The 20,894-nt window shown below is 40.6% G+C and carries 20 protein-coding genes and 1 tRNA gene; 5 read left to right on the top strand and 16 right to left on the bottom strand.

All coding sequences use genetic code 11. From position 1 onward, the window contains the following. Positions 1–24: 24 nt before the first annotated feature. Entirely contained in the window at positions 25–4,710 is a 4,686-nt protein-coding gene (locus HMPREF1150_RS03785) for a Cna B-type domain-containing protein (RefSeq protein ID WP_009660055.1), read from the bottom strand. Between the two features lie 195 nt (positions 4,711–4,905). Here HMPREF1150_RS03785 and HMPREF1150_RS03790 point away from each other — a divergent pair. After that, positions 4,906–4,988: transfer RNA gene (locus HMPREF1150_RS03790), tRNA-Leu, on the top strand. A 146-nt stretch (positions 4,989–5,134) separates the two neighbouring features. On the opposite strand, the gene rsmA is transcribed toward HMPREF1150_RS03790, so the two are convergent. The 7 genes from rsmA to HMPREF1150_RS03825 all read right to left on the bottom strand — a co-directional run bounded on the left by rsmA (position 5,135) and on the right by HMPREF1150_RS03825 (position 12,371). After that, positions 5,135–6,007, bottom strand: coding sequence for a 16S rRNA (adenine(1518)-N(6)/adenine(1519)-N(6))-dimethyltransferase RsmA (gene rsmA / locus HMPREF1150_RS03795; RefSeq protein ID WP_009660031.1), 873 nt, complete (start codon positions 6,005–6,007; stop codon positions 5,135–5,137). A gap of 86 nt (positions 6,008–6,093) precedes the next feature. Next, positions 6,094–7,323: a hypothetical protein gene (locus HMPREF1150_RS03800; protein ID WP_009660072.1), complete on the bottom strand. Its 1,230-nt coding sequence runs from the start codon at positions 7,321–7,323 to the stop codon at positions 6,094–6,096. Next, positions 7,320–8,417, bottom strand: a complete 1,098-nt coding sequence (locus tag HMPREF1150_RS03805; RefSeq protein ID WP_009660064.1) for a DUF262 domain-containing protein — start codon at positions 8,415–8,417, stop codon at positions 7,320–7,322. The genes HMPREF1150_RS03800 and HMPREF1150_RS03805 overlap by 4 nt, the downstream gene beginning before the upstream one ends. A 67-nt stretch (positions 8,418–8,484) precedes the next feature. Then, positions 8,485–9,057, bottom strand: coding sequence for a ribonuclease M5 (gene rnmV / locus HMPREF1150_RS03810; protein WP_032905616.1), 573 nt, complete (start codon positions 9,055–9,057; stop codon positions 8,485–8,487). Next, complete coding sequence (locus HMPREF1150_RS03815) at positions 9,050–9,820, bottom strand: TatD family hydrolase (RefSeq protein ID WP_009660099.1); 771 nt, start codon at positions 9,818–9,820, stop codon at positions 9,050–9,052. The genes rnmV and HMPREF1150_RS03815 overlap by 8 nt, the downstream gene beginning before the upstream one ends. Positions 9,821–9,915: 95 nt before the next feature. Then, a complete protein-coding gene (locus HMPREF1150_RS03820) occupies positions 9,916–11,157 on the bottom strand; it encodes an MFS transporter (protein ID WP_009660118.1) in 1,242 nt (413 codons plus the stop codon). 131 nt (positions 11,158–11,288) lie between these two features. Beyond that, positions 11,289–12,371 (bottom strand): helix-turn-helix transcriptional regulator, encoded by a 1,083-nt coding sequence (locus HMPREF1150_RS03825; RefSeq protein ID WP_032905581.1) that lies wholly within the window; start codon positions 12,369–12,371, stop codon positions 11,289–11,291. A gap of 205 nt (positions 12,372–12,576) precedes the next feature. Here HMPREF1150_RS03825 and HMPREF1150_RS03830 point away from each other — a divergent pair, with 205 nt between their 5' ends. Genes HMPREF1150_RS03830 through HMPREF1150_RS03840 form a run of 3 tightly spaced genes read left to right on the top strand, consistent with a single transcriptional unit; the run spans position 12,577 to position 14,698 of the window. Beyond that, positions 12,577–13,053 (top strand): DUF2975 domain-containing protein, encoded by a 477-nt coding sequence (locus tag HMPREF1150_RS03830; RefSeq protein ID WP_002902179.1) that lies wholly within the window; start codon positions 12,577–12,579, stop codon positions 13,051–13,053. Between the two features lie 8 nt (positions 13,054–13,061). Continuing rightward, a complete protein-coding gene (locus tag HMPREF1150_RS03835) occupies positions 13,062–13,280 on the top strand; it encodes a helix-turn-helix transcriptional regulator (RefSeq protein WP_002902177.1) in 219 nt (72 codons plus the stop codon). A 2-nt stretch (positions 13,281–13,282) separates the two neighbouring features. After that, on the top strand, positions 13,283–14,698 hold the full coding sequence (locus HMPREF1150_RS03840; RefSeq protein WP_009660059.1) for a DUF4153 domain-containing protein: 1,416 nt from the start codon (positions 13,283–13,285) through the stop codon (positions 14,696–14,698). A 131-nt stretch (positions 14,699–14,829) separates the two neighbouring features. Here the strand turns inward: HMPREF1150_RS03840 and HMPREF1150_RS03845 are convergent, their stop codons facing one another. Further along, the gene (locus HMPREF1150_RS03845) at positions 14,830–15,390 is read right to left on the bottom strand and encodes a DNA-3-methyladenine glycosylase I (protein ID WP_009660106.1); all 561 of its coding nucleotides are present in this window, start codon (positions 15,388–15,390) and stop codon (positions 14,830–14,832) included. Positions 15,391–15,401: 11 nt separating this feature from the next. Further along, on the bottom strand, positions 15,402–15,866 hold the full coding sequence (locus HMPREF1150_RS03850) for a pyridoxamine 5'-phosphate oxidase family protein (RefSeq protein WP_032905614.1): 465 nt from the start codon (positions 15,864–15,866) through the stop codon (positions 15,402–15,404). Between the two features lie 24 nt (positions 15,867–15,890). On the opposite strand from HMPREF1150_RS03850, the gene HMPREF1150_RS03855 reads away from it, so the two are divergent. Next, complete coding sequence (locus tag HMPREF1150_RS03855) at positions 15,891–16,508, top strand: YafY family protein (RefSeq protein WP_032905579.1); 618 nt, start codon at positions 15,891–15,893, stop codon at positions 16,506–16,508. 63 nt (positions 16,509–16,571) lie between these two features. On the opposite strand, the gene rpmH is transcribed toward HMPREF1150_RS03855, so the two are convergent. The 6 genes from rpmH to rnpA form a co-directional block, all read right to left on the bottom strand. Next, positions 16,572–16,706, bottom strand: a complete 135-nt coding sequence (gene rpmH / locus HMPREF1150_RS03860; RefSeq protein ID WP_002893904.1) for a 50S ribosomal protein L34 — start codon at positions 16,704–16,706, stop codon at positions 16,572–16,574. A 138-nt stretch (positions 16,707–16,844) separates the two neighbouring features. Continuing rightward, positions 16,845–17,477 carry a hypothetical protein gene (locus HMPREF1150_RS03865; protein WP_009660081.1) on the bottom strand — a complete coding sequence of 211 codons (633 nt, stop codon included), beginning with the start codon at positions 17,475–17,477 and terminating at the stop codon, positions 16,845–16,847. 17 nt (positions 17,478–17,494) lie between these two features. Next, complete coding sequence (locus HMPREF1150_RS03870) at positions 17,495–18,589, bottom strand: DUF6287 domain-containing protein (RefSeq protein ID WP_083842666.1); 1,095 nt, start codon at positions 18,587–18,589, stop codon at positions 17,495–17,497. Then, entirely contained in the window at positions 18,561–19,586 is a 1,026-nt protein-coding gene (jag, locus tag HMPREF1150_RS03875; RefSeq protein WP_002911583.1) for an RNA-binding cell elongation regulator Jag/EloR, read from the bottom strand. The genes HMPREF1150_RS03870 and jag overlap by 29 nt, the downstream gene beginning before the upstream one ends. Positions 19,587–19,607: 21 nt before the next feature. Next, positions 19,608–20,423 carry a YidC/Oxa1 family membrane protein insertase gene (locus HMPREF1150_RS03880; protein ID WP_009660050.1) on the bottom strand — a complete coding sequence of 272 codons (816 nt, stop codon included), beginning with the start codon at positions 20,421–20,423 and terminating at the stop codon, positions 19,608–19,610. Further along, the gene (rnpA, locus tag HMPREF1150_RS03885) at positions 20,407–20,766 is read right to left on the bottom strand and encodes a ribonuclease P protein component (protein WP_009660044.1); all 360 of its coding nucleotides are present in this window, start codon (positions 20,764–20,766) and stop codon (positions 20,407–20,409) included. The genes HMPREF1150_RS03880 and rnpA overlap by 17 nt, the downstream gene beginning before the upstream one ends. Positions 20,767–20,894: the final 128 nt, after the last annotated feature.

The raw sequence follows: 20,894 nt of genomic DNA, 5'->3' as shown, positions 1-20,894 counted from the left end.
CCTTTCAGTAAGTCACAAAACTGATTAGCTGCGTTTCGCCTTAGCCATCAGCATTCCTCCTGCGAGAAGCGCTGCTAGGAAGCCAAGAATAGTAACAAGAAGACTTTCTTCCTGTCCAGTACGAGGAAGAGCTTTTCCTCCGACTTTCGGAGCTTGACCGCCTGGCTTATTAGGTGAAACTACTCCGTCAACAGCCACTTTCTTAGTAGGGATATGACTGAAGGTCAGCTGAGTACCGTTGATCTCAAGCTTATAGCCATCTACTGGATCAGCCGCAACACTATAGACAATTTCCTTGCCATCCTTGTACTTAGGAAGGTCGCTAAAGTCATACTGCCAACCATTTTCTTCTGACACAACCTCTTCTTTGATTGGTTTGCCATCTGCCAAGAGGCGAACAGTAATCTTGGAAGGTCGCACCTTATCTTGATTTTCAGCATCTGACCATACCGCAGTTCCCTTAACAGCAATCTGTGTTGGTTTATAGCTATTAGTCAAAGTAAAGCTGCCATCTGTTGCTTGTTCTTGGCTGCTGCTATAACCCTCAACCGTCACTTCTTCAAGGACTGTATAGTTTATTTTCTTGCCCTTCTTATTCTTAGGTAGATCCTTGGACTCAAACTTCCAGTCAGTAGCAGCTGTCACTTCCAGCTCATCTACCACCTTATCTCCGTCCAAAATCTTGACCTTGATAGATGCTGGGCGCTTGCCGTCTTGATTATTAGCATCATCCCAAACCTTTTGACCAGAGACTTTAACAGTTTCTGGAGTGTAGGAGTTGGTAATGGTGAACTTATCAATCTTAGTTTCATACTGAGCAACAGCATCTTCCTTAAGTGTGTAGGCAATCTCTTGACCATTTCTATATTTAGGCAGGTCTTTAGATTCAAACTTCCATCCATTAGCAGCTGTTACTTCAAGTGTATCAACAACAGTGCTTCCATCCATTACTTTAACTGTAATAGATGTTGGGCGTTTGCCGTCTTGATCGTCTGCATCATCCCAGACTTTCTGACCAGAAATTTTAACCTGTTCTGGAGTATGAGAGTTAGTGATTGTCTGACCTTCTACTTTCGGACTGTAACCTTTTTCTTTCAAAGCGGCTACTGTTGCATCATCCTCTTTGACGGAATAGGTGATCTTCTGTCCCTTGTCAAACTGAGGCAGATTGGTGAAGCTTGCTTTCCAAGTGTTAGCTGCCACCTCATTATCAGCCGTCAAGGTCAATGTCTTACCTGCGACAGCAGCTGGCTCTTGACCATTTACTGAGCTATACAGTTGCACTGTGATAGAAGCTGGACGCTTGCCGTCTTGGTTATCAGCATCATCCCAGACCTTAGTCACAGCATATTCTGTACTTTGAGGAGTGTAAGAATTGGTAATGGTGAACTTATCAATCTTAGTTTGATATTCCGCAACCGCTTCTTCAGTGACAGTATAGGCAATCTCTTGACCTGCTGCATACTTAGGAAGAGCTTTAGACTCAAACTTCCAATCGTTAGCAGCTGTTACTTCCAGCTCATCTACGATAGTATCGCCATTTTTCACTTTAACCTTAACAGAAGCTGGACGCTTGCCGTCTTGGTTATCAGCGTCATCCCAGACTTTTTGACCAGAAATCTTAATCATCTCTGGAGTGTAAGAGTTGGTAACTGTGAAATCTTTGATTTCTTTAGTGTAGCCAGCTACATCATCTTCCTCGATAGAGTAATCAATCTTCTGACCATTTTCATAAACTGGCAGATTTTCAAATTTGGTTTGCCATTGATCAGCAGCCGTCACTTCCTTGCTAGCGACTTCTGTCTTGACACCGCCGACGGTCTTCATCAGCTTAATGCTAATCTTAGTTGGACGTTTGCCGTCTTGATTGTCGCTGTCATTCCAGGTCTTGCTGGCAGTGATTTCTGTCTTCTCTGGTGTATAAGAGTTAGTGATATTGTAGCCGTTGAGATTGGTTGAATAACCCGGTACAGCTTCTTCCGTTACTGTATAGGTAATCCGTTGACCATCCTTGTAAACTGGCAAGCCAGTAAAGTTGTAAGACCAGCCTTCTGCCTCTCCGACTGTTTGGGTATTGACTTTTTGACCGTCAGCTAGCAGATTAACTGTGATAGAAGCTGGACGCTTGCCATCTTGGTTATCGCCATCTTCCCAAGTCTTGCTTCCAGACACAGTCGTTGTCTCTGGAGTGTAAGAATTGGTGATGTTGTAACCCTCTACCTTACTAGTATAACCTGGAACAGCTTCCTCACTTACGGTATAAGTGATTTCTTGGCCTGCCGCATACTTAGGCAAAGCCTTGGACTCATACTTCCATTCGTTAGCGGAAGTCACATTTTGCTCATCCACAACCGTATCACCATTCAGAATTTTAACCTTAACAGAAGCTGGACGCTTACCATCTTGGTTTTCCGCATCATCCCATTTCTTCTGACCGGAAACCTTGACCGTTTCTGGGGTGTAAGAGTTGGTGATGTTGTAGCCGTCCACCTTGCTCGTGTAGCCTGAGACAGCTTCTTCTGCAACAGTATAAGCAATTTCTTGGCCTGCTGCATATTTAGGAAGAGGATTGGATTCATATTTCCAACCGTTAGCAGCCGTCACTTCCTGCACATCAACAATATCCTGGCCTTTCAAGATCTTGACTCTAACAGCATTTGGACGCTTGCCATCTTGGTTTTCCGCATCATCCCACTTCTTCTGACCAGAAATCTTGATGGTTTCTGGCTTGTAAGTGTTGGTCACTACAAAGCCGTCAGCAGCATTGCCAGTTACCTGAGATTGATAGTGAGGGACCGCGTCTTCTTCCAGAGAATAAACAACTTCTTGTCCCTTTTCATATTTGTTCAAGTTAGTGAACTCGGTTGCCCACTGGTCAGCTTCAGTCAGAGTTCGGTTCGCAACTTCTGATTTCTGACCGCCGACTTCTTTATAAAGTTTGACAACAACATTGGCAGGACGTTTGCCGTCTTGATTCTCGGCATCATCCCATTTCTTGCTGGCTTTGATAGCGATTTTCTCTGGCGTACGAGTATTGGTAACAGTGAGATTCCCCTGATCTACTTCTGGAGCATCGTAACCATCAAGCTGATCTTCACCGATTGTATAGGTGATTTTTTGACCGCTTGCATCAAAGATTGGTAAATCAGTTGTCTGAGCTGTCCACTCCGCATCTGTACTACCGCCAGTTACGGTCACTGTCTTATCAGCCAGTTTTTGACCGTTAGCGTAGACATCTACAGCAATAGAAGCTGGACGCTTGCCGTCCTGATTGCTTTCATCTTTCCAAATTTTCTTGACTGTCAGCTTTTTGCTGGCATTTGGATCTACCGTATTCTTGACTGTTTTGACTGCACCATCAGCCTTGATAGTCACTTTCATCGGATTGCTGTCCAGTACATAGCCTTCCGGAGCTGTGACTTCTTCTACTGTGAATTGGCCTTTCTTGATTTCTTCACTTGAGAAAGGCTGTGTAGAAACCCGCCCGTTAGCATCAGTCGGCGGCAGAGTAATCTCTTCACCGCTAGGAGTTGTCACCTTAAAGACAGCACCTTCCAGCATTTTGCCAGTCTTAGAATCCTGCTTATAGAGAACCAGACTGTTGCTGATATCCGCTGTGATAACACCGCCTTCTGTAATCCGGCTGCTGCGCTCTACCGTAGAGCTCGTCTGACCAGGACGATCATCTCTGAATGGCAGTTTTGTATTATCAACTTCCATCTCAGCCGTATTGGATACCAAAGAACCATCAGCTGGTGAAGTTGTCATATAGTTCAACATAAAGGCACGATTACCTGGATTATTGATAGTTAGAGTAAACTCTGTATAAGTGTCATTATAGGCAACCGTATAATCTTGACCTTCTTTCAAGATAACAGAATTCGCAATACTTGATAAACTCTGTGTGTACTCCCCTTGGCGAAGGACAAGTTGCTCCGGAACGAATTGCATTGGTGCACTGCTATCTGGAATGACGTCCTTGATAACAATCGGAGAATTATAGGTCTTTTGCTGAGTATTGATACGAACAGTCCAGTTATGCGAGTAGTCACCGCTCTTGCCTAGAATAGCCGAATTATATGGCTTCTTAGCAATGACCCCTCCAATCTTAGCGTAGTTTTCACCAGCTGTTGAAAAACTGTTTTGTTTGCGCTCGTTAATGGTTACCTTATGGCTCATCGCCCCTTGAGTTTCCTCAGGCTTATAATTCCAGTCTTGATCAGCACCTACTGTCGTCGCCTGAAAATCAAAGAAGAAGCTCCCTCTTACTCCACTAGCAGTTGTCTTAGACTTGTAATCTGCCAAATTCTGAATAGTAACCGTGATCAGACCACCCTTACCCGAACCATTCGACGTCATCTTAGCCGCTCCAAGTTGGACCTGCGTTTCATTATCCGTCAGAGTAAAAGTTGTACCATCAGCAATGGTTGCACCGTTCGGTACTGTAAAGGTAAAGGTATCCCCATCCTTGAGCTTGTTATCGTAAGCAGACAAATCAAAAACTAGCTCATAGCGATAATTCCCCCCTTGGACCAAATTGTAAGCACCGTTAACCTTGGTTGCTTCGCGGCCATTAGAATGATCCCAGATTTTAATGTCTGTGATTGCATTCTTCAAAGCATCAGCTTGAGCAGTTGCTGTAAACAGCTTCAAATCCAGCAAAAACAGAAGGGGCAGCATCAAAAACAGCAGCCATTTTTTCAGTTTCATAACATTCTCCTTTTTTATTTCGTTACCTAAATAAGTAATTAATCTTATTGTAACAAATACTTACTATAATGGCAATATTATAGAACTATTTTAGTAAAGAAAAAAATAGAAATTTTTCCGCTTTTTTTACTGTATGAAAAAAACTGATATTCTCTATTGGCATTTTCACAAAAATAAGTTATAATAGAATCTCAAGCGGAGGTGGTGGAACGGCAGACACGCATGCTTCAGGCGCATGTGCCCATACGGGTGTGAGGGTTCAAATCCCTTCCTCCGCATAAAAAGCAATCCTATCATGATTGATAGGATTTTTTGTTATTATGAAGCAGAATTATACTGCTGAGAAAAGCCAGAAATTTCACTTTCATATTTACCTCATTAGCAAAATAGAAGACCAGCCATATAGAGCAGATCTTCTATTTTTTTATAATCCCTCAGTCTTCAAAGCGTCTGCCAAGCGAGCAAATTCTTCTAAACTAAGAGCTTCTCCTCGAACACTTGGAGATAAGTCAGCTCGTTCTAAGGCTGCTGTTAACTTGTCTTTGGTCTCCTCTGACTTTCCAAAATAACTGGTCAGGTTATTCCAGAGAGTCTTCCGACGGTGGACAAAGCTGGCCTTGGAGACCTTGAAAAAGAATTTCTCGTCCTGTACCGCCACTGCTGGCTGGGTTCTGCGCACCATCTTGAGAATAGCCGAATCCACATTGGGCGCTGGCACAAAGACTGTCCGCGGCACAACAAAGGCAACCTTAGCTGTCATGTAATACTGCACCGCAATCGACAAACTACCATAGGCCTTGGTATTCGGCTGAGCCGAAATCCTATCCGCCACTTCTCTCTGCATCATAACGACAAACTCACTAAAAGGAATTCCGCTCTCAATCAAGTGCATGAGAATCGGCGTCGTGATGTAGTAGGGCAAGTTTGCCACTACCTTGATAGGCAGGTCTGGATTTTTAAACTCTGCTATGTACTGGGTCAAATCAACCTTGAGAATATCCTGATTGACCACTGTCACATTGTCAAAATCGCGCAGAGTATCCGCCAAAATCGGTACCAGCCGATCATCAATCTCAAAGGCCATGACCTCCGCGGCACTTTCGGCCAAAAATTCCGTCAAAGCCCCAATACCGGGCCCAATCTCGATGACATTGACCTTTTTGTCAATCTCAGCTGTGTCCACAATCTTCTGGAGAATGTTGGTATCCGTCAGGAAATTCTGACCGAAAGATTTTTTAAAAGTGAAACCGTGACGCTCCAGAATGGCACGGGTCACACTATGGTCTGCAATTCTCATATATCTTTCTTTCTAAGCTAGTACCTAAATTCTAAGAATACATCTGATACCATTACTTCCTAAACAAATCTATATAATAACATCAATTAAACAGAAGTTATTACATTATTTATATAATTAGAAATTTCTTCAAACCATTCACCATCTCTGTATTCTTTTACTAATCTGTCTAGACACTGTTCTTCTTCAAGATTTAAAATATTTAAAATTTCTAAATATGCATCATGTTTTTCCAAACGCTTAATAGAGTCTTCAATCCTAAAGCTCGTGGCTTTAGGTATTTTGCTATCAATAATCTTTTGATAATTATAAATTACATAAGATTCTACATCATCAAAGGGCAATCTAAACTGGCGATCTTTTTGATCGCCATCATAAATCACTCGAATTTCAGGGAATTTAAATTGTGTATTTAAAGCACTAAACCTATCAACTATTCTCAAATTCCCCTCTCCTTGAACGAAAACAATTTCTTCATTTGGAAACAGCCTATCTAAAAACTTTTTCGCTAAAACATCCTCGACAAAAATAACTCTCTTGATTTCTTCTTTTTTCTGATATCGAGCACAAAATATAGAATAATAATCTTCCTTTGAAATTTCCGATGTACCTTCTGGATAGTTAAATATTATTTTTAAATCAACATCATAACACAGCAAATTGTCTATTAAATCTAAATTATTTGTTGTCAAATAAAACTCATTTTTAGCCACTGCTGAGGATTTAATTAACAATTTAGAAAAGTTTTGAAGAGAAAAATATGACAGATAGTTGCAAGGTTCATCTATATACACCTTACTTTTTTTTATTTCTTCATGGAATAGTATAAAATACACCACCGATAAATATTCACCTCTCCCCATTGAAAGAGAGTCATAACTTTTACCTTCCGAATCTGTCACTTCAACATAGAAAAAACGTATATTCCTACTATACCTATCAAATAGTATATCCACCTCCGGAATTTGATCCCCAAAAATATCAGTGAAACCATCAAAATCTATGGTTTTATATGTCACTTTATGATATTCTTTAAAAATCATTGTATTAAGATGCTTTAAATCACTATTTTTAATCTCTCTTGATTCAAGACTATCAATATCGGTATTAGAAATAAAATAATTAACAATCTGTCCAGAGTTAATAATATAAGAATCCGAAATATATACTTGCTTTATATCTGGATTGACATCAGACATATCATTAAAGATGGATTTTAATTTCGATGTTTTTCCACTGCCATTTGCCCCTAGGATAACAACAAAATCATTTGTTTTTTTTGCGAAATCTAAAACTTTTTGATCTTTTATTTTCATAGAATTCTTACACCAATTTTTTCAATATAATAATCTCTCATTCCCTCAAATAGTTCGTCATCAGTAGTAATCTCAATATTTTCACAAACAAGATATAAAATATACTCTCTGAGATTAATATTAATTGCATCTGTTGTACCAGATATAGAAAGACTTCGATAGGTATTATAAATCTCTGTGTTTTTTTGAATCCCACCACTTGAAAAGTGTATAACTTTTTGGATTTCATGTTTATGAAGCGAGCTAAGATTATTACAAATAAATAACAAAATCGAAAATACAGTAGTTCTAGAAAGTTTAATATGACTATTTTGGAAATACTCTTCTATTGTTTCAAAAAATAGCTTTATTGAAGATTTAATTGTTGAGATAGTTCTATCAGAAAACTTATGATTCTCTCTATACAACTCAACCAACTTATCCGTTGTTAACTTTATAACGCGCCTATCAGGAAATTCAAAAAAATAGCACACTTTGACAAGAATATCTTCATAAAGCCCACGAATATCATTGAAACCTAAAGTCTCTTTTCTAGCTCCACTCTCAATAAAATACTCATTTAATTGTTTTATTTGTGTCCTAGTGTCTCCCATAAATGCATTCCTCTTCTCTACAGGATTCAGTTGCATTGGGGAATTGAACCTATAAAATAGTTCTGCAATTTCTTCAGAAGTTGGATTCTGTATATAATATGCACTAATAGACGTGCTTAAAATAGTATTGAGGATCTTTTTATAAAACGGATCTTTCTCCGAATCAGCCTTTTTTTCTATATCTGAAAAAGTCAGTCCATCTAATATTTCTAAATCTGAATTTTTTGGCTGGATTGTTCCATCAATGGAATATTCTCCCTTTAAAAATTCAATTATGGAGGTAACACGTTGAAGCCCATCTAATATTTCCTCTGTATCTTTTAATTTTACAATTTGTATGGGAGGGATAGGCCATCCACGTAATATCGTATCAATTAATTTTTGTTTTTTAGGCAAAGTCCAAACTTCTCCTCTTTGAAAATCAGAGTCCATTTTTATTTGCCCTCTTCTTATTCTATTATTTATAGTTTCAACATCATGACTTATAGTAGTATATTCCATTATTTTCTTTCCTCTATATTAATCTACTCTTCCATTATAGCATAATTTGCTTACATTTGGGCTCTGCTTAGCTATTCTCATAAGATTTCATAACATCTTCCACTTCCGCCAAAGTCACCCCAAACAATTCCAAGCGTTTAAGCAGCTGCTTACCGTTAGAATAGCCGATACGGAGCTGCTCACCAAGATACTCTCGACGCTGACGGCTGTCACTTCCCATAAGCAGTCCCAGTCGTACGAGGTCACTTTTGCTTATGTCAAAATTATCCTCATCATCAAAATATCCGACTAGACCAGCTAACGCCTGCTGTAAATCCTCAAATGAAGCGTGCTCTACTCCCAGCGATTTACCTTTGTTCTTAGACTTGGGCGTTGCCTCATCTCGACGAAGAAAGGCATGCTGAGCAGTAGGCACAGTCTCCATAATCATTCGACGGATACGCTCACCGTTGTAGTCTGGATCAGTAAAGACAATAACACCACGCAGCTGGTGCAGTTTCGCAATCCGCTCTAAGTCTTCTTCATTGATCGCAGAGCCTCTTGTCTCATAAGTGTCAACTTGGTAAAATCGCTGCAGATTGGCTGTATCATCCTTCCCCTCAACGACAAGCACCTGAGGGATTTTTATCTTCTCAATCAAGCCCAAACACCTTCTTTGCATTGTCATAGGTCGCCTGCGCTGCTTCTTCGACAGTCAGCCCACGCAGCTCAGCAATTTTCTCTACCACATAGCGAGTATAGGCTGTTTTGTTTTCTCGGCCACGCTTGGGAACAGGCGCTAGATAAGGCGCATCAGTCTCGACGAGAATTTTGTCCAAAGGCAGGTTCTGCGCAGCTTCTTGAATATCCGTCGCTTTTTTAAAGGTAACAACTCCAGAAAAGGAAATCATCATCCCTAGCTCGATAAAGCGCTCTGCCATTTCCAAAGAACCGGAATAAGAGTGCATGATACCGCCCCGAGAACCAACTCCCTCACTCTTGATAATCTCATAGGTATCCTCCAATGCGTCACGTGTGTGAACGACAAAGGGGAGGTTCAGTTCTTTGGAGAGCTGGATTTGGCGTCGAAACACCCGCTCCTGAACATCCTTGGGCGCAGTCATCCAGTGATAGTCCAGCCCAATCTCGCCCAGAGCCACCACTTTGGGGTGACGAAGCTTGTCCAGCAGATAGGCTTCCACCGCCTCATCATAAGTCCCAGCCTCAGTCGGATGCCAGCCAATCGTAGCATAAAGCTGATCATAACTGTCTGCTAACTCCAAGGCGCGCTCAATAGTCAGTCGGTCAAAACCGACAATATTTATTTTGCTGACGCCCATTTCTGCAGCCAGCTGCAGTTCCTCTTCCTCTCGACCAGCAAATTCTTCCACATTTAAATGCGTGTGTGTATCAAAAATCTTCATGGTTTACTTCCTTGTATTTCCTGTCCTTTATTATACCAAAAATGACCTGAAAAATCAGAAGTCTCTTCAAAGCAGAAAAATAAGATAGCTGCCATTCAACAGCTATCCGAATCTGCCTTCAAGTTCTCCATTGGAATAATCAAGTAGAAAGACAGTGCCAGCATTAACACAAGCGGGAGGAGAATATAAATAACCCCCAAACTGCTGGCAAGAGCTATCAACAGCATAGATAAAACACTAGGAACAGCCATGCTAAATAAATTAATAGCTGACTGGATAGCTCCCATGGACTCTTCTGGTATTAGGCTGAAAACAGATTTCTGCAATCTTGGACTCAGCAGACCGACTGTAACAGAGCAAGCAAAGCTCGCTATCAGGACAAGTAAAAAATTTTGCCAGAAAAAACCGCAAAGAATAAAACCTTCACATACTTGGCTACTATACATAGCAAGCTTCGTCGAAAGTTTTTTCAGCAAACTGCCACTCAAAATATTCCCTAAGATCAGACCAGCGGAACTTAGAACAATTAACACGGCAATGGACTGACCAATCTGCAGATTCCAAAAAGGCCTTTTCAGCAATAAAAGAGTCGCCACTGGCGTCAGAATATTCAGAGTGACCTGCCCAAAGGTTGAAACTAATAACAACCTCACAACGTTTTTCAATCCCAGCAAGACTTTTAGAGAATCCAATAAATGCTGCCAATAATTCTCTTTATTTAGCTTCTTTGCATTACCTAGCTCTGGTTCTAATTCCTGTAAATTTTTACTAATATGCCCAAAACCAAGGTAAGCTAGCAAGAATGTCAGAGCATTCAGTCCTGCCAAAGCTCCAATACTCATCCAAGCGATGAGAAAACCGCCAGCTAGATTCCCCAAAATATGAACCAGACTCATACTAGCCTGCCGAAAGCCCATAGCAGAGGTCATATCTTGCTCAATCACTTTTACATAAACTGGGGTCAGCATGGCACCTGAAAAATAACTCAGACTATCCGACAGAAAGTTAATCAAGCAAATCAAAAGCAGAATCAAGAAGGAGAAATCTTGTTCAAGCAACAAAAACGTTACCAAGCTATATAAGAGCACCTTACTAAACTGTATAAGTAGGTATTTATGGATACGATTCTTCTGAAAGTCCGCTGCAACTCCAGTAAAAACTTGAATTAACTGGGGCAGCGTTTCAGAAAGAGAAATCAATAAAACCGCAAGTGGAGCAAAGGAATAGGCAGAAACATAGTTCATCAAAGCCAAATAAAAAACAATGTCCCCAAAACCTGAAATCCATTGATTGATGAGCAACTGGCGAAAATTTTTGTTTTTTGCAAAAACAATCATACGACATCTCCTTTACTCTTGTTAGATTTTTGTTTAACAAATCATAACAATAAATTAGGTGTTTGTCAAATTTTTATTAGATTGTTGTTTTACAAAAAGAAAGGCCTAGAATGAATCCAGGTCTTCTGAAACTATGTTAGGTCTTGTTTGAACTTCTCTATAATCTTTCGAATCAGTTCTTTATTGACCGTGTATTTAACCGAATCATCATCCATCACAAGCTCCAGCAAGCCAGAATTTAGCAGCTTCTGCGTATGGAATGAGATAGAGGCTCTTGTAAGCCCCAGTTTTTTAGCTATATCTTTATTCTTGGCATGCGGTTGAATCAATTCAATCAATACTTTATAGCGGGTTTCATCTCCAAGTGTTTTTAAGGCCAGAGCCAATGTTTCATCGTTAAGCTCCGATTCCGCCTTTGATAACTGGGAACTTCTCGTCGAAAGGACTAAGGAATAGGAAGTGAAATCAGGAACCTTTTCGAGAAAAGAGTCAATAAACATAGGTGACAGAACAAAGACTTGTGTGTCCTTTTCAAGAAGCTTGGCATGCTGCTCATCATCATTCATCACATCAGATAGGCTAAATTCTTGTTCAAAAGCTAGAACTTCCTTCTCAAACTGCTCATAAATAGGCTGATAGAGCTCGAACACTCTTTCCAGCAAGGAAACTAATTGGTCCCGAAGCTTCTCTGGATGCTGAATAGCCTGGTAGCAGTACCATTTATTTTCCGGAGACTTGTCACTATTCTCTATAAAAGCCAGCAGATTCTCAGGACATCCCTTGATGACTTCCCCTTTAGAAAGCTTAAGTGATAAGCAATAGATGATTTGCTCTGCATCTAGTTTTTTCAGACATTCTAACAAGTCATGCGGATTGGCCGGATCTTCTCCTTTTTCTAGCAAGTAGAGGTAGAGGAGCGGAGCCAGTCCCACCGTAGCTCCTTCAAACAAACTAACCGCAACAAGCTCCTTTTTCAAAGGAAGTAAATCCTGATAGAGCTTATCATAGTGCGGCTGTACATCAAGAAGCAGCTCCTTTTGATTCTGCCGTAAATCCATCCACATATGTTTATCATCCCTTGAAACGATGGCAGGCACCATGAGAAATTCATATAACTTACTACGATAATGAACAAGCTTTACACCCACAGAATCTTCCCTCCTTACACATACTCCGCTTCTAACCAGAAAGAGTATACAATTCCTGTTTTTCATTATACCAAAAATCAGGCGAAATATTCATCGTCTTCTGCTCTATTCATCTTCTGATAAGAAATCCATATCTATACAATAAGAACTTTTTAGAAAATTTCATCTAGTCCTTAAGACCGATTTTATCTTTTTTCGATAGTTTTTTATTGATTATCGATAAGATGCGTGTTATAGTTACTAAGAAATGAATCGTTAGTCGGAGGAAATTATGACAGACAAAATGAAAAAGACTTCTGAAGATATGAGCATTACTCTTACAAAAATCAGTATCAGCCTTTTATTTATTGCTTCCATTATCCTGATAGCCCTAGGACCTTGGGTCGTCAATCTAGTTATCGAATTTCCCTCTCCTTTCTTTCAAGGGGAGACGCGCTTTTGGTTCCTGCTGCTGCTCGGCTATGTCCTCGGCTGCCTGGCTCTAGCCTGCATTGTCCATCTCTATCGACTCCTTAGCCGCATTGGTAAAAATCAGGTCTTTATCACACAAAATGTTCAGTACATGCGCTATCTTGGCTGGGAAGTCGGCACTGTGGCTCTCATCTCCCTCTTTATGGGACTGACAGCCTATTTGCCCATGCTCTTAGTCACTGTTTCCTGTAGCATCTTGACCCTGATTATCCGTGTCATCCGCAACGCCTTTGGCAAGGCCATTGAGCTGCAGGATCAAGTGGACTACACTATTTAGGAGGTCTTATGATTCAGATAAATTTAGACCTTGTCATGGCGCAAAAACGCATCAGTGCTGGCCGTTTAGCAGAGTTGATTGACCTAACACCAGCCAATCTATCTATTCTAAAAAATAATCGAGCTAAGGCCGTCCGCTTTTCAACACTCAACGCTCTCTGCCGTGAATTAGAATGCCAGCCTGGCGATATTTTGGAGTATATCCCTGACGATGAGGAGGAGAAATAATTATGGAATATCCAGCACAAGATCAGATGAATGTCCAGCCTTGTCTGCCCGCAGAAGCAGAACGACAGACCATCTTCACAGGCCTAGAGGACAAGCAACTGCGATTCTTTAAAATCGGCTATCTAATCCTCTATCTTTTAACCTACTTTTACTCTGCAGTATTTTTTAATTATCAAACTGCATCCTTTTTCCCGTTTGCAATCGGCCTTATATTATTAAGCGAGGCCCTAATCAGGAAATTGGCCTATCCATCACTGCAGATAAAGAATCTTGACAGCAGATTAGAGACTAGAAGCTTTCTGATCATGACGCTAGCTCAAGCTCTGGCTTTAAGTCTCTGGGGGCTTCATCGTCAGCTAGAATTTTTCCAATTTCTAGCCATCCACATCTCATTCGCCTTCTATATTCTGTCTCGCACCGGCTGGTTAAGCCAGGGGCGTTTGGGGATCCTAGTCTGGTTTGACACCATTCAAGCCTTCTGCATCCTGCCCTTTAAAAATTTCATTGCTGCTATTCTAGTCTTTATAGAAGGCAAGCAGAAGGACTATTCCGATAGCTCTGACAGCATGTCTTCAAAGAAAGCCCAACAGCTCGCGATTATCGTCAGCAGCTTCTTTGTCGCAGGAATCTTGGTCTACTTTGTCTGGTCCCAGCTAAGTCAGGTTTCAGACAGCTTTGCCTCCTTCTTCAGCAATACTGCTGATGTTATCGAAAATCTCCTTGACTCCCTCTTTTCAAGTCTTGATAGCGGCATGATTCTCTTCAAGGCCTGCCTGGCTGTTCCTGTCAGTCTGTACTTGTACGGCCTCCTAGCCGGCAGTCTGTTAGGCAAAAAAGATACTAAACTTAGCTACAAAAAATTCCAAGCAAGTATCCACCCTTTGCGAGTAGCACCCGCTTTCGCAGCCTACATTATCATCGGCAGCCTTTGCCTGACCTATGCTCTCTTCTTCCTAACGGGTCTGGGTGAGCTCGGTCAGCTCCTAAGCGCCGGAACAGTAGCTCAGGCTATTTCTCCGCAGAATGCTTCAACTGTTGCCGTAGCTGGCTTCTGGCAGCTGGTTCGGGTGTCTATCCTTAACTTTGCAGTCCTAGGTGTCTTCTATCTGATTGCCAAAAAACCGCTCTGGGATCAGAAAGGGACGCGATTCGCAGCTACTATTCTCTTTATCTTTACTGGTCTGCTGGCCTTGCTAGCCGGCTGGAAATTATTTGGCATCTACATCTACCTTTACGGACCAACACCGCTGCGCTTGATTTCAGCATGGTTTATCCTAGTTCTCTTGGTTTGGTGCCTACTGACCCTGATTCGCTTCTACAAACCTATCCAAGCTATTCGCATCGGTATCTTTTACGCCCTGATAAGCTTTACCTTGCTCTGCTATCTGTATCCAGTTCTTTTACCAGTAGCAAAATAAGCAACTGTGCTCAACTATACACAAAAAACCAGAAAGAAAAACAGTTTCTTTCTGGTTTTATTCTCCTTTTTTACATCATTTACCAGCATTCAATAATAGACCGCTCACCTTTCCAATTCAAAGAAAAATGATTATATCCTAAAATCACAGGTCAGCAAATGATCATTGACCATGCCAATGGACTGCATAAAGGCATATACAGTCGTAGAACCAACAAAAGAAAAACCTTTCTTTTTGAGTTCTTTACTAATTTTATCGGATAGATCCGTTCGAGCAGGCACCTCTTCAATACTAGACCATGAATTAAGAATCGGTTCATTCTTTACAAAAGACCAAATATAAGAATCCAAACTACCATAGTCTTCTTTTAATTTTAAATAGGCTTTAGCATTTTTTATAACTGCCTTTATTTTCAGCCTATTTCGTATCACTCTTTGATCACTAAGCAATTCTTCAATCTTCTGCTCGTCATAGTTGGAGAGTATTTCAGGATTGAAGTTTTCATAAGCCTCTGTCATAGCATCCATTTTTGACAAAATAGTTTGCCAGCTCAAGCCCGCCTGTTGACCTTCTAAAATCAACATTTTAAAGAGTTTATGCTCGTCATGCACAGGTCGCCCCCAGTCATGGTCATGATAATTTCTCTCAAGCTCACTATTTTCAGCCCAATCGCATCTTTTTATCTCAACCATCTATTTTCTCCTTATAGTTTAATTTTCTCAACTTGATTATTATCTAAAACCAAGAAAGCATCAGAAAAAGAGACTTCAAAAAGTTGCAAGGAGTTGCTATGCTGCTCAATAATATCTTGATAATAAGGATACTTCTGGACAAAAACGCTTCTTATATCCTCAATAGAAAGTTGGCTTTCTTTGACTCTTCCTTGAATCCGGACATACCTCCCATCACCTTTCGGGACTGTTGTAAGAGCAATACGATTATTGATTGCCAGCTCTTGGATTTTATGACTATTTTTAAATGAGATAAAGAACAATTTCTTTGTCTCCTCATCATAGTAAAAATTTACAATTCTTACATTTGGGATATCCTTTACAGAAGTTGCTAGGGCCATTTCTGTCTGTTCTGCCAATAAGGCCTTAAAATATTGCTTCATATTTGACTCCTTTATTATTTTCTCTAAAACTAGTATAATATAAAAAGGTATCATTATTTGAAACCATTTTATAAAAATATGGAGCTTAGCATGAATAAATCTCAAAGAATTAACGATATGCTTATTTTTCTCAATAAGAAAAGACAATTCAATCTAAAAGATATTATGAATCGATATCACATTTCAAAAAGCACTGCCCTTCGTGATATTGCCAGCCTTGAAACGTTAGGCATTCCAATTTATTCTGACTTAGGCCGGAATGGCAGTTATAAAATTCTTAGCAACGACTTGTTATCTCCTATTATTTTCTCCATAGATGAAATTTCTGCCTTGTATTTTTCCATGCTGACTCTGGAAAACTACAATATGTGCCCTTTTGATATTGACCTGCAAAAATTAAAAGAAAAATTTGAAAACTCGATTTCAGAACAGCAGTTAAGCAAGATTACAAAAATTGAGAAAATCCTTCAACCAGAAGTCAGAAAAACAATCAACAACTCTCAACTGCGGATGATTCTAGATATTTTATTACATAGGCAGGAAGAATTTTTTCCAATTAAGTATGAACAGCAGTCTCTTCAAGTTCAATTTATCAAACTATTTAGCCACAAAGGAGATTGGTATGTGGAGGTCATAAATAAAGACACCGGACGAAAAGAGGAATTGTACTGCCAGTCTATCGACTTTAGTCAATAAATTTAACACACAAAAAAACCAGCGGTCTCGAGTCTCCGCTGGTTTCTTGATAAATCGTTTGGATTAAGCAGCCAAAACTTTGCGTCCTTTACGACGGCGAGCTGCCAATACACGACGACCGTTTTTAGTTGACATACGGTGGCGGAAACCATGTTTACGCGCACGACGGATTTTACTTGGTTGATAAGTACGTTTCACGATGAATACCTCCTCTTAGATTCTTGTATTCGTTTAGCCGGCTAGTTGTGATCAGTTACTAAACATACTTTACTATTCTATATGATTCTGGGGCTTTTGTCAATACTTACTTAAATAACTTTCTCTTTGTAAACGCAATCATAAGGTCCGAGTCGCCTCATAAAAGGGAATCAAGGCTGTCATGGCCTCCTGCAGCTGGGACAGCACCTGCTCTCTTGAAGCAGCCTGAGAAAGAGGAATATCGTATTTGACCAAGACCTTACGAACCTGACCGGCTGCTAGCTGCTGAGTAAGGAACTTGCGATTTTCCTCAGTACCTTCAAAACGCTGACTCACACCATCTATCTGAGCAAAATAATAAGCTGGCGACTGAATAGGCAGCTCCAAGACCCGATTTTGCTTGCTGAGACTGTGCTCATCTTTCTTACGCTCCATAAAGCTCACCTCTAGTGACACTCCAAAATCTTCTGCAGTCCCATACAAGCGCAGGGCGAACATTGGCTCTGTGATTTCCCCATAGCCTTTAAGATAATTCCAAAAATGCGGTCGCAGTATCTGTGCTTGATTCATCCACTGGCTGGTTCGCTCCAAGGTCAGCTTAGGATAGAGGCTCTGAAAATCCTTGACCAAATCTGCAAACTCCTTGCGTGCCGCCTGGCCTTTAGCTCTCAATTCCAACATAGACTCACTCAGTTGCCCTGCCTTGTCTGGAGACATATACTTAGCCCCTTGATGAGGCAGATAACTTTCAATAGCTGGAAAAAGTGACATAAAAAATCCTTTCTTTTTTACTCTTTATAATAGAATACTTCTGAGTTATTAACATTAACACTTTGCGTAATAAGAATCCTGTCCATCTTACGATTTGAAGCATCCATTATTTTTTGATTATCCAAAGTCATAGACATATCTACACCAGCAGGAATAAATAATATTGCTGCACCCGGACCACCATAGGATATGCCACCCTCTAAATAGGAGTTGACTATTTTAAACTGATTTCCTAATTTTAGCCCATTAGTCACCAAACCATTTTTATCAAAGGTCAGTTCTTCTCCATTTCCATTTTTCCACGTACCTTCAATACTTGAGAAATCACCGTTTTGAATGCTCGATAAATCCATTTGAGTTGAAATTTCTGGATTGTCCTCTGCTCCTACGGAGCTTTTTGATTGATAAGATTCAATATCTTTCCAAGTCAACAAAGATAAATCAAGCTCTTTTTTAGAAGCTAATCCAAAAACTGAAGCTGCGCTTTTTTCAGAATTTGAATCTACACCTGCTATTTGAAAATCTGCTTCTTTTAGCACATCTATACCACTATTATCAGATCTCAGTCGATAAAGATACCCCTTAGCATCAGGACTCAGAGAGTGCCATTGAGCATAAAAGACTGTTCCATCTATATATATTGTGGCGCTTTCTCGACTTCCACCTGCTGAAGCTACTTTTGATTGAGCTAAATAAGTTGATGTTCCTTGATTCAAATAATAAATAGCCGCTAAATAATAAGCCCCGTCAGAATGATGGCCTGTGATTAATTCATTCGTCCCATTTTTATCAATATCATAGAATGTGTATATCTGCGCACGGCCTTCTGAAGTATCTTTTGTTAATTTCTCCAAAGTCGAAGCATATAATTTTTCATCTTGTTCTACTGAAATTGAAGAACTCTTTTGCTCTTTATCCAATGCACTCTTACTCGAATCAGGAGTATTATCCTGATTCTCTATTTTCTTTTGGCTACAGGCAGCAAGTAATGCTAACCCTAAAATAATTAGAAAAACTCTCTTCTTCATAATTCTTTCTCTTAGTTTATTACTGCAAAAACCAGCATCTCTGCTGGCTTTCTTTTTATTCGCTGTCAATATCCACAACGACATAGCGGTTAGGCTCGTCGCCTTCGGAATAGCTAGTCACGCCATCGATGCGAGAGATGATGCGGTGGATAATTTTGCGCTCGCTGTTAGACATAGGGTCTGTGTGCTGACCGCGTCGGTCTTCCAAAGCCCGCTGAGCCAGTTTCTGCGCATAGCTTTGCAGTACTTCTGCCCGATGCTCAACATAGTCATTGACATTAATGGAAATATAGAAGCTCTTAGAATATTGGTTATAAAGATAGTTTTGCGCTAATAGCTGCAGAGCTTTCAAGACTTTTCCGTGGTAGCCAATCACGCGCCCCGGTTCATTGGTATCAATCTGCATGTTAATGGTACGGCGGTTGTGGCTGCTGGAAATACCCGCTTCAACATCCATCTCATCCACGATTTTCTGAACATAGTTCGTTACGTTTTCAACTACCTCTTCAATATCGTAGTCAGCTTCGACTTGGATGCCTAAATCAGCAAAAGAGCTTTCTTCCGTTTCTATCGGCTCAGCCTTGTCTTTAGCTGCTTGTTCAAAAGAGATAACCTTGCTATCGTCCGCTTCTGCTTGAGCAATTGACTCATCAATAGCTTGGTTGGTCTTGAGAAGATCAATGGTGCCAGTCTCTTCTAAAATTGTATTGGCTTGCTTGTCATTTTTGAGAATTTCAGCCTTGACCTCATCTGAGATAACTTCGCCTTCTCCTTCGACCTTCTTGATGGCAGCTACCACACGACCCAAATCAACCGTTGCTTCACTGACAGACTGCACAGGCTCATTCTGAGCATTAATCTCTTCGGGAACACCTTTTACAGCCTTTTGATTGGCCTTGACAACTGTCGTCTCAGCAATCGGCTCGACATCCACCTGAGCTGGCTTCTTGCCAAACAGACCTAAAAAGCCTTTTTTCTCACGTGAAATAACAGTGATATGCGCTCTCATACGTGGAATATCCAACGTTTTCAAACCATTTTGAATGGCTTCTTCAACACTTGCTCCTGTAAAAATAACCATTGCAAGAGTCCTCCTTCTTACTTACTTTTTCTTTTTCTGTGCTTTTTTCAGGGCACGTTTCTTTTTCTGTTCTAATTGACGCTCTGACCGTTCCTTGGCTTCCCGCTCGGCAATGATTTTAAAAGGATTGCTCAGAAGCAAGGTCTGGACCACCTGATAAGCATTTGAGACCGCCCAGTAGAGGGCCACCCCACTCGCTGCATAGAGGGCAAAAAAGAAAATCACAACTGGCATCAGGTACATCATGACTGTCATCCCGCCATTTCTCTCAGGCAAGGCCTTGTTTGAAAGCCAAGTACTGAAGAAAGTGAAGAGAGCTGCCAACAGCGGAAGAATAAAGGTCGGATCTGTTGCTCCTAGATTGAGCCAGAGGAAGTGACCTGTCTTCATAAAATCAACCCGAGTCAGTGCTTGATACAGAGCCAAGAGCACTGGCATCTGGATAAAGAGCGGAATGAATGAAGCATAGGGATTAACACCCTTTTCTTTGTAGAGCTTTTGAGTTTCCTCAGCCAAGGCTGTTCTGCTCTCCATATCCTTACCAGGATACTTTTCCTGCAGGCGCTTGATATGCGGCTGTACTTCCTGCAGCTTGCGTGAAGAAGTCGTCTGGAATTGGAAGACCGGCAGGAGAACTGTCCGGATAATCAAGGTAAAGAGAATAATCCCAATTCCCTTACTTCCACCAAAGGATAGAAAACGAATGGTGTCCGCAAAGAAATAGACCAACTTTTCCCAAAAGCCATGTGAATCGGCCGTTACTTGACTAGTTCCGCAGGCTGTAAGAAAGAGCAACGACGCAACCAGCAAAATCCCTAATTTACTTTTCTGTTTCACAAATGAATCCTTCCTGATAAAGTTTAGCAATTTTTAACACATGCAATAAATTTTGTTCAACTTGGTGGTAGTCCAACTCTTCCACTCCTTTGCGAGCGATAACTACGAAGTCGGCCTGGACTAACTTTTTCTGATGCTGCATCAAGACATGGCGGATTTTTCTTTTAATACGATTACGAACTACTGCATTCCCCAGCTTTTTACTGACGGAAATTCCAACTCGAAAATGCTTTTGCTCTTTTTCTAACATGTAAACGACAAATTTTCGATTAGCAAAACTCTGTCCTCTTTTAAAAATCGCATTAAAATCTTTTTCGCTCTTGACGCGATAGTTTTTTCTCAAAACTCAACTCCATCCACCAAAATTATATCTATTATACCATATTTTTCGAAAATGCCAATAAGAGCCGCTATGACGCTGTTTTTGCAAATATTTAAAAGGTTGATTCACCAAAAAAACACCGCAATTTC

This window comes from Streptococcus sp. AS14 (assembly GCF_000286495.1).
In the GTDB taxonomy this organism is placed as follows: Bacteria; Bacillota; Bacilli; order Lactobacillales; family Streptococcaceae; genus Streptococcus; species Streptococcus sanguinis_P.
The sequence above is the reverse complement of the archived record's forward strand: the minus strand, read 5'-3'. Positions and strand labels throughout refer to the sequence as shown.

Excerpts from the sequence above, each read along its gene's own strand:
- HMPREF1150_RS03785 (WP_009660055.1), bottom strand. The coding sequence starts at position 4,710 with ATGAAACTGAAAAAATGGCTGCTGTTTTTGATGCTGCCCCTTCTGTTT.
- rsmA (WP_009660031.1), bottom strand. The coding sequence starts at position 6,007 with ATGAGAATTGCAGACCATAGTGTGACCCGTGCCATTCTGGAGCGTCAC.
- HMPREF1150_RS03800 (WP_009660072.1), bottom strand. The coding sequence starts at position 7,323 with ATGAAAATAAAAGATCAAAAAGTTTTAGATTTCGCAAAAAAAACAAAT.
- HMPREF1150_RS03805 (WP_009660064.1), bottom strand. The coding sequence starts at position 8,417 with ATGGAATATACTACTATAAGTCATGATGTTGAAACTATAAATAATAGA.
- HMPREF1150_RS03815 (WP_009660099.1), bottom strand. The coding sequence starts at position 9,820 with ATGAAGATTTTTGATACACACACGCATTTAAATGTGGAAGAATTTGCT.
- HMPREF1150_RS03820 (WP_009660118.1), bottom strand. The coding sequence starts at position 11,157 with ATGATTGTTTTTGCAAAAAACAAAAATTTTCGCCAGTTGCTCATCAAT.
- HMPREF1150_RS03825 (WP_032905581.1), bottom strand. The coding sequence starts at position 12,371 with ATGAAAAACAGGAATTGTATACTCTTTCTGGTTAGAAGCGGAGTATGT.
- HMPREF1150_RS03830 (WP_002902179.1), top strand. The coding sequence starts at position 12,577 with ATGACAGACAAAATGAAAAAGACTTCTGAAGATATGAGCATTACTCTT.
- HMPREF1150_RS03835 (WP_002902177.1), top strand. The coding sequence starts at position 13,062 with ATGATTCAGATAAATTTAGACCTTGTCATGGCGCAAAAACGCATCAGT.
- HMPREF1150_RS03840 (WP_009660059.1), top strand. The coding sequence starts at position 13,283 with ATGGAATATCCAGCACAAGATCAGATGAATGTCCAGCCTTGTCTGCCC.
- HMPREF1150_RS03845 (WP_009660106.1), bottom strand. The coding sequence starts at position 15,390 with ATGGTTGAGATAAAAAGATGCGATTGGGCTGAAAATAGTGAGCTTGAG.
- HMPREF1150_RS03850 (WP_032905614.1), bottom strand. The coding sequence starts at position 15,866 with ATGATACCTTTTTATATTATACTAGTTTTAGAGAAAATAATAAAGGAG.
- HMPREF1150_RS03855 (WP_032905579.1), top strand. The coding sequence starts at position 15,891 with ATGGAGCTTAGCATGAATAAATCTCAAAGAATTAACGATATGCTTATT.
- HMPREF1150_RS03865 (WP_009660081.1), bottom strand. The coding sequence starts at position 17,477 with ATGTCACTTTTTCCAGCTATTGAAAGTTATCTGCCTCATCAAGGGGCT.
- HMPREF1150_RS03870 (WP_083842666.1), bottom strand. The coding sequence starts at position 18,589 with ATGTCGTTGTGGATATTGACAGCGAATAAAAAGAAAGCCAGCAGAGAT.
- jag (WP_002911583.1), bottom strand. The coding sequence starts at position 19,586 with ATGGTTATTTTTACAGGAGCAAGTGTTGAAGAAGCCATTCAAAATGGT.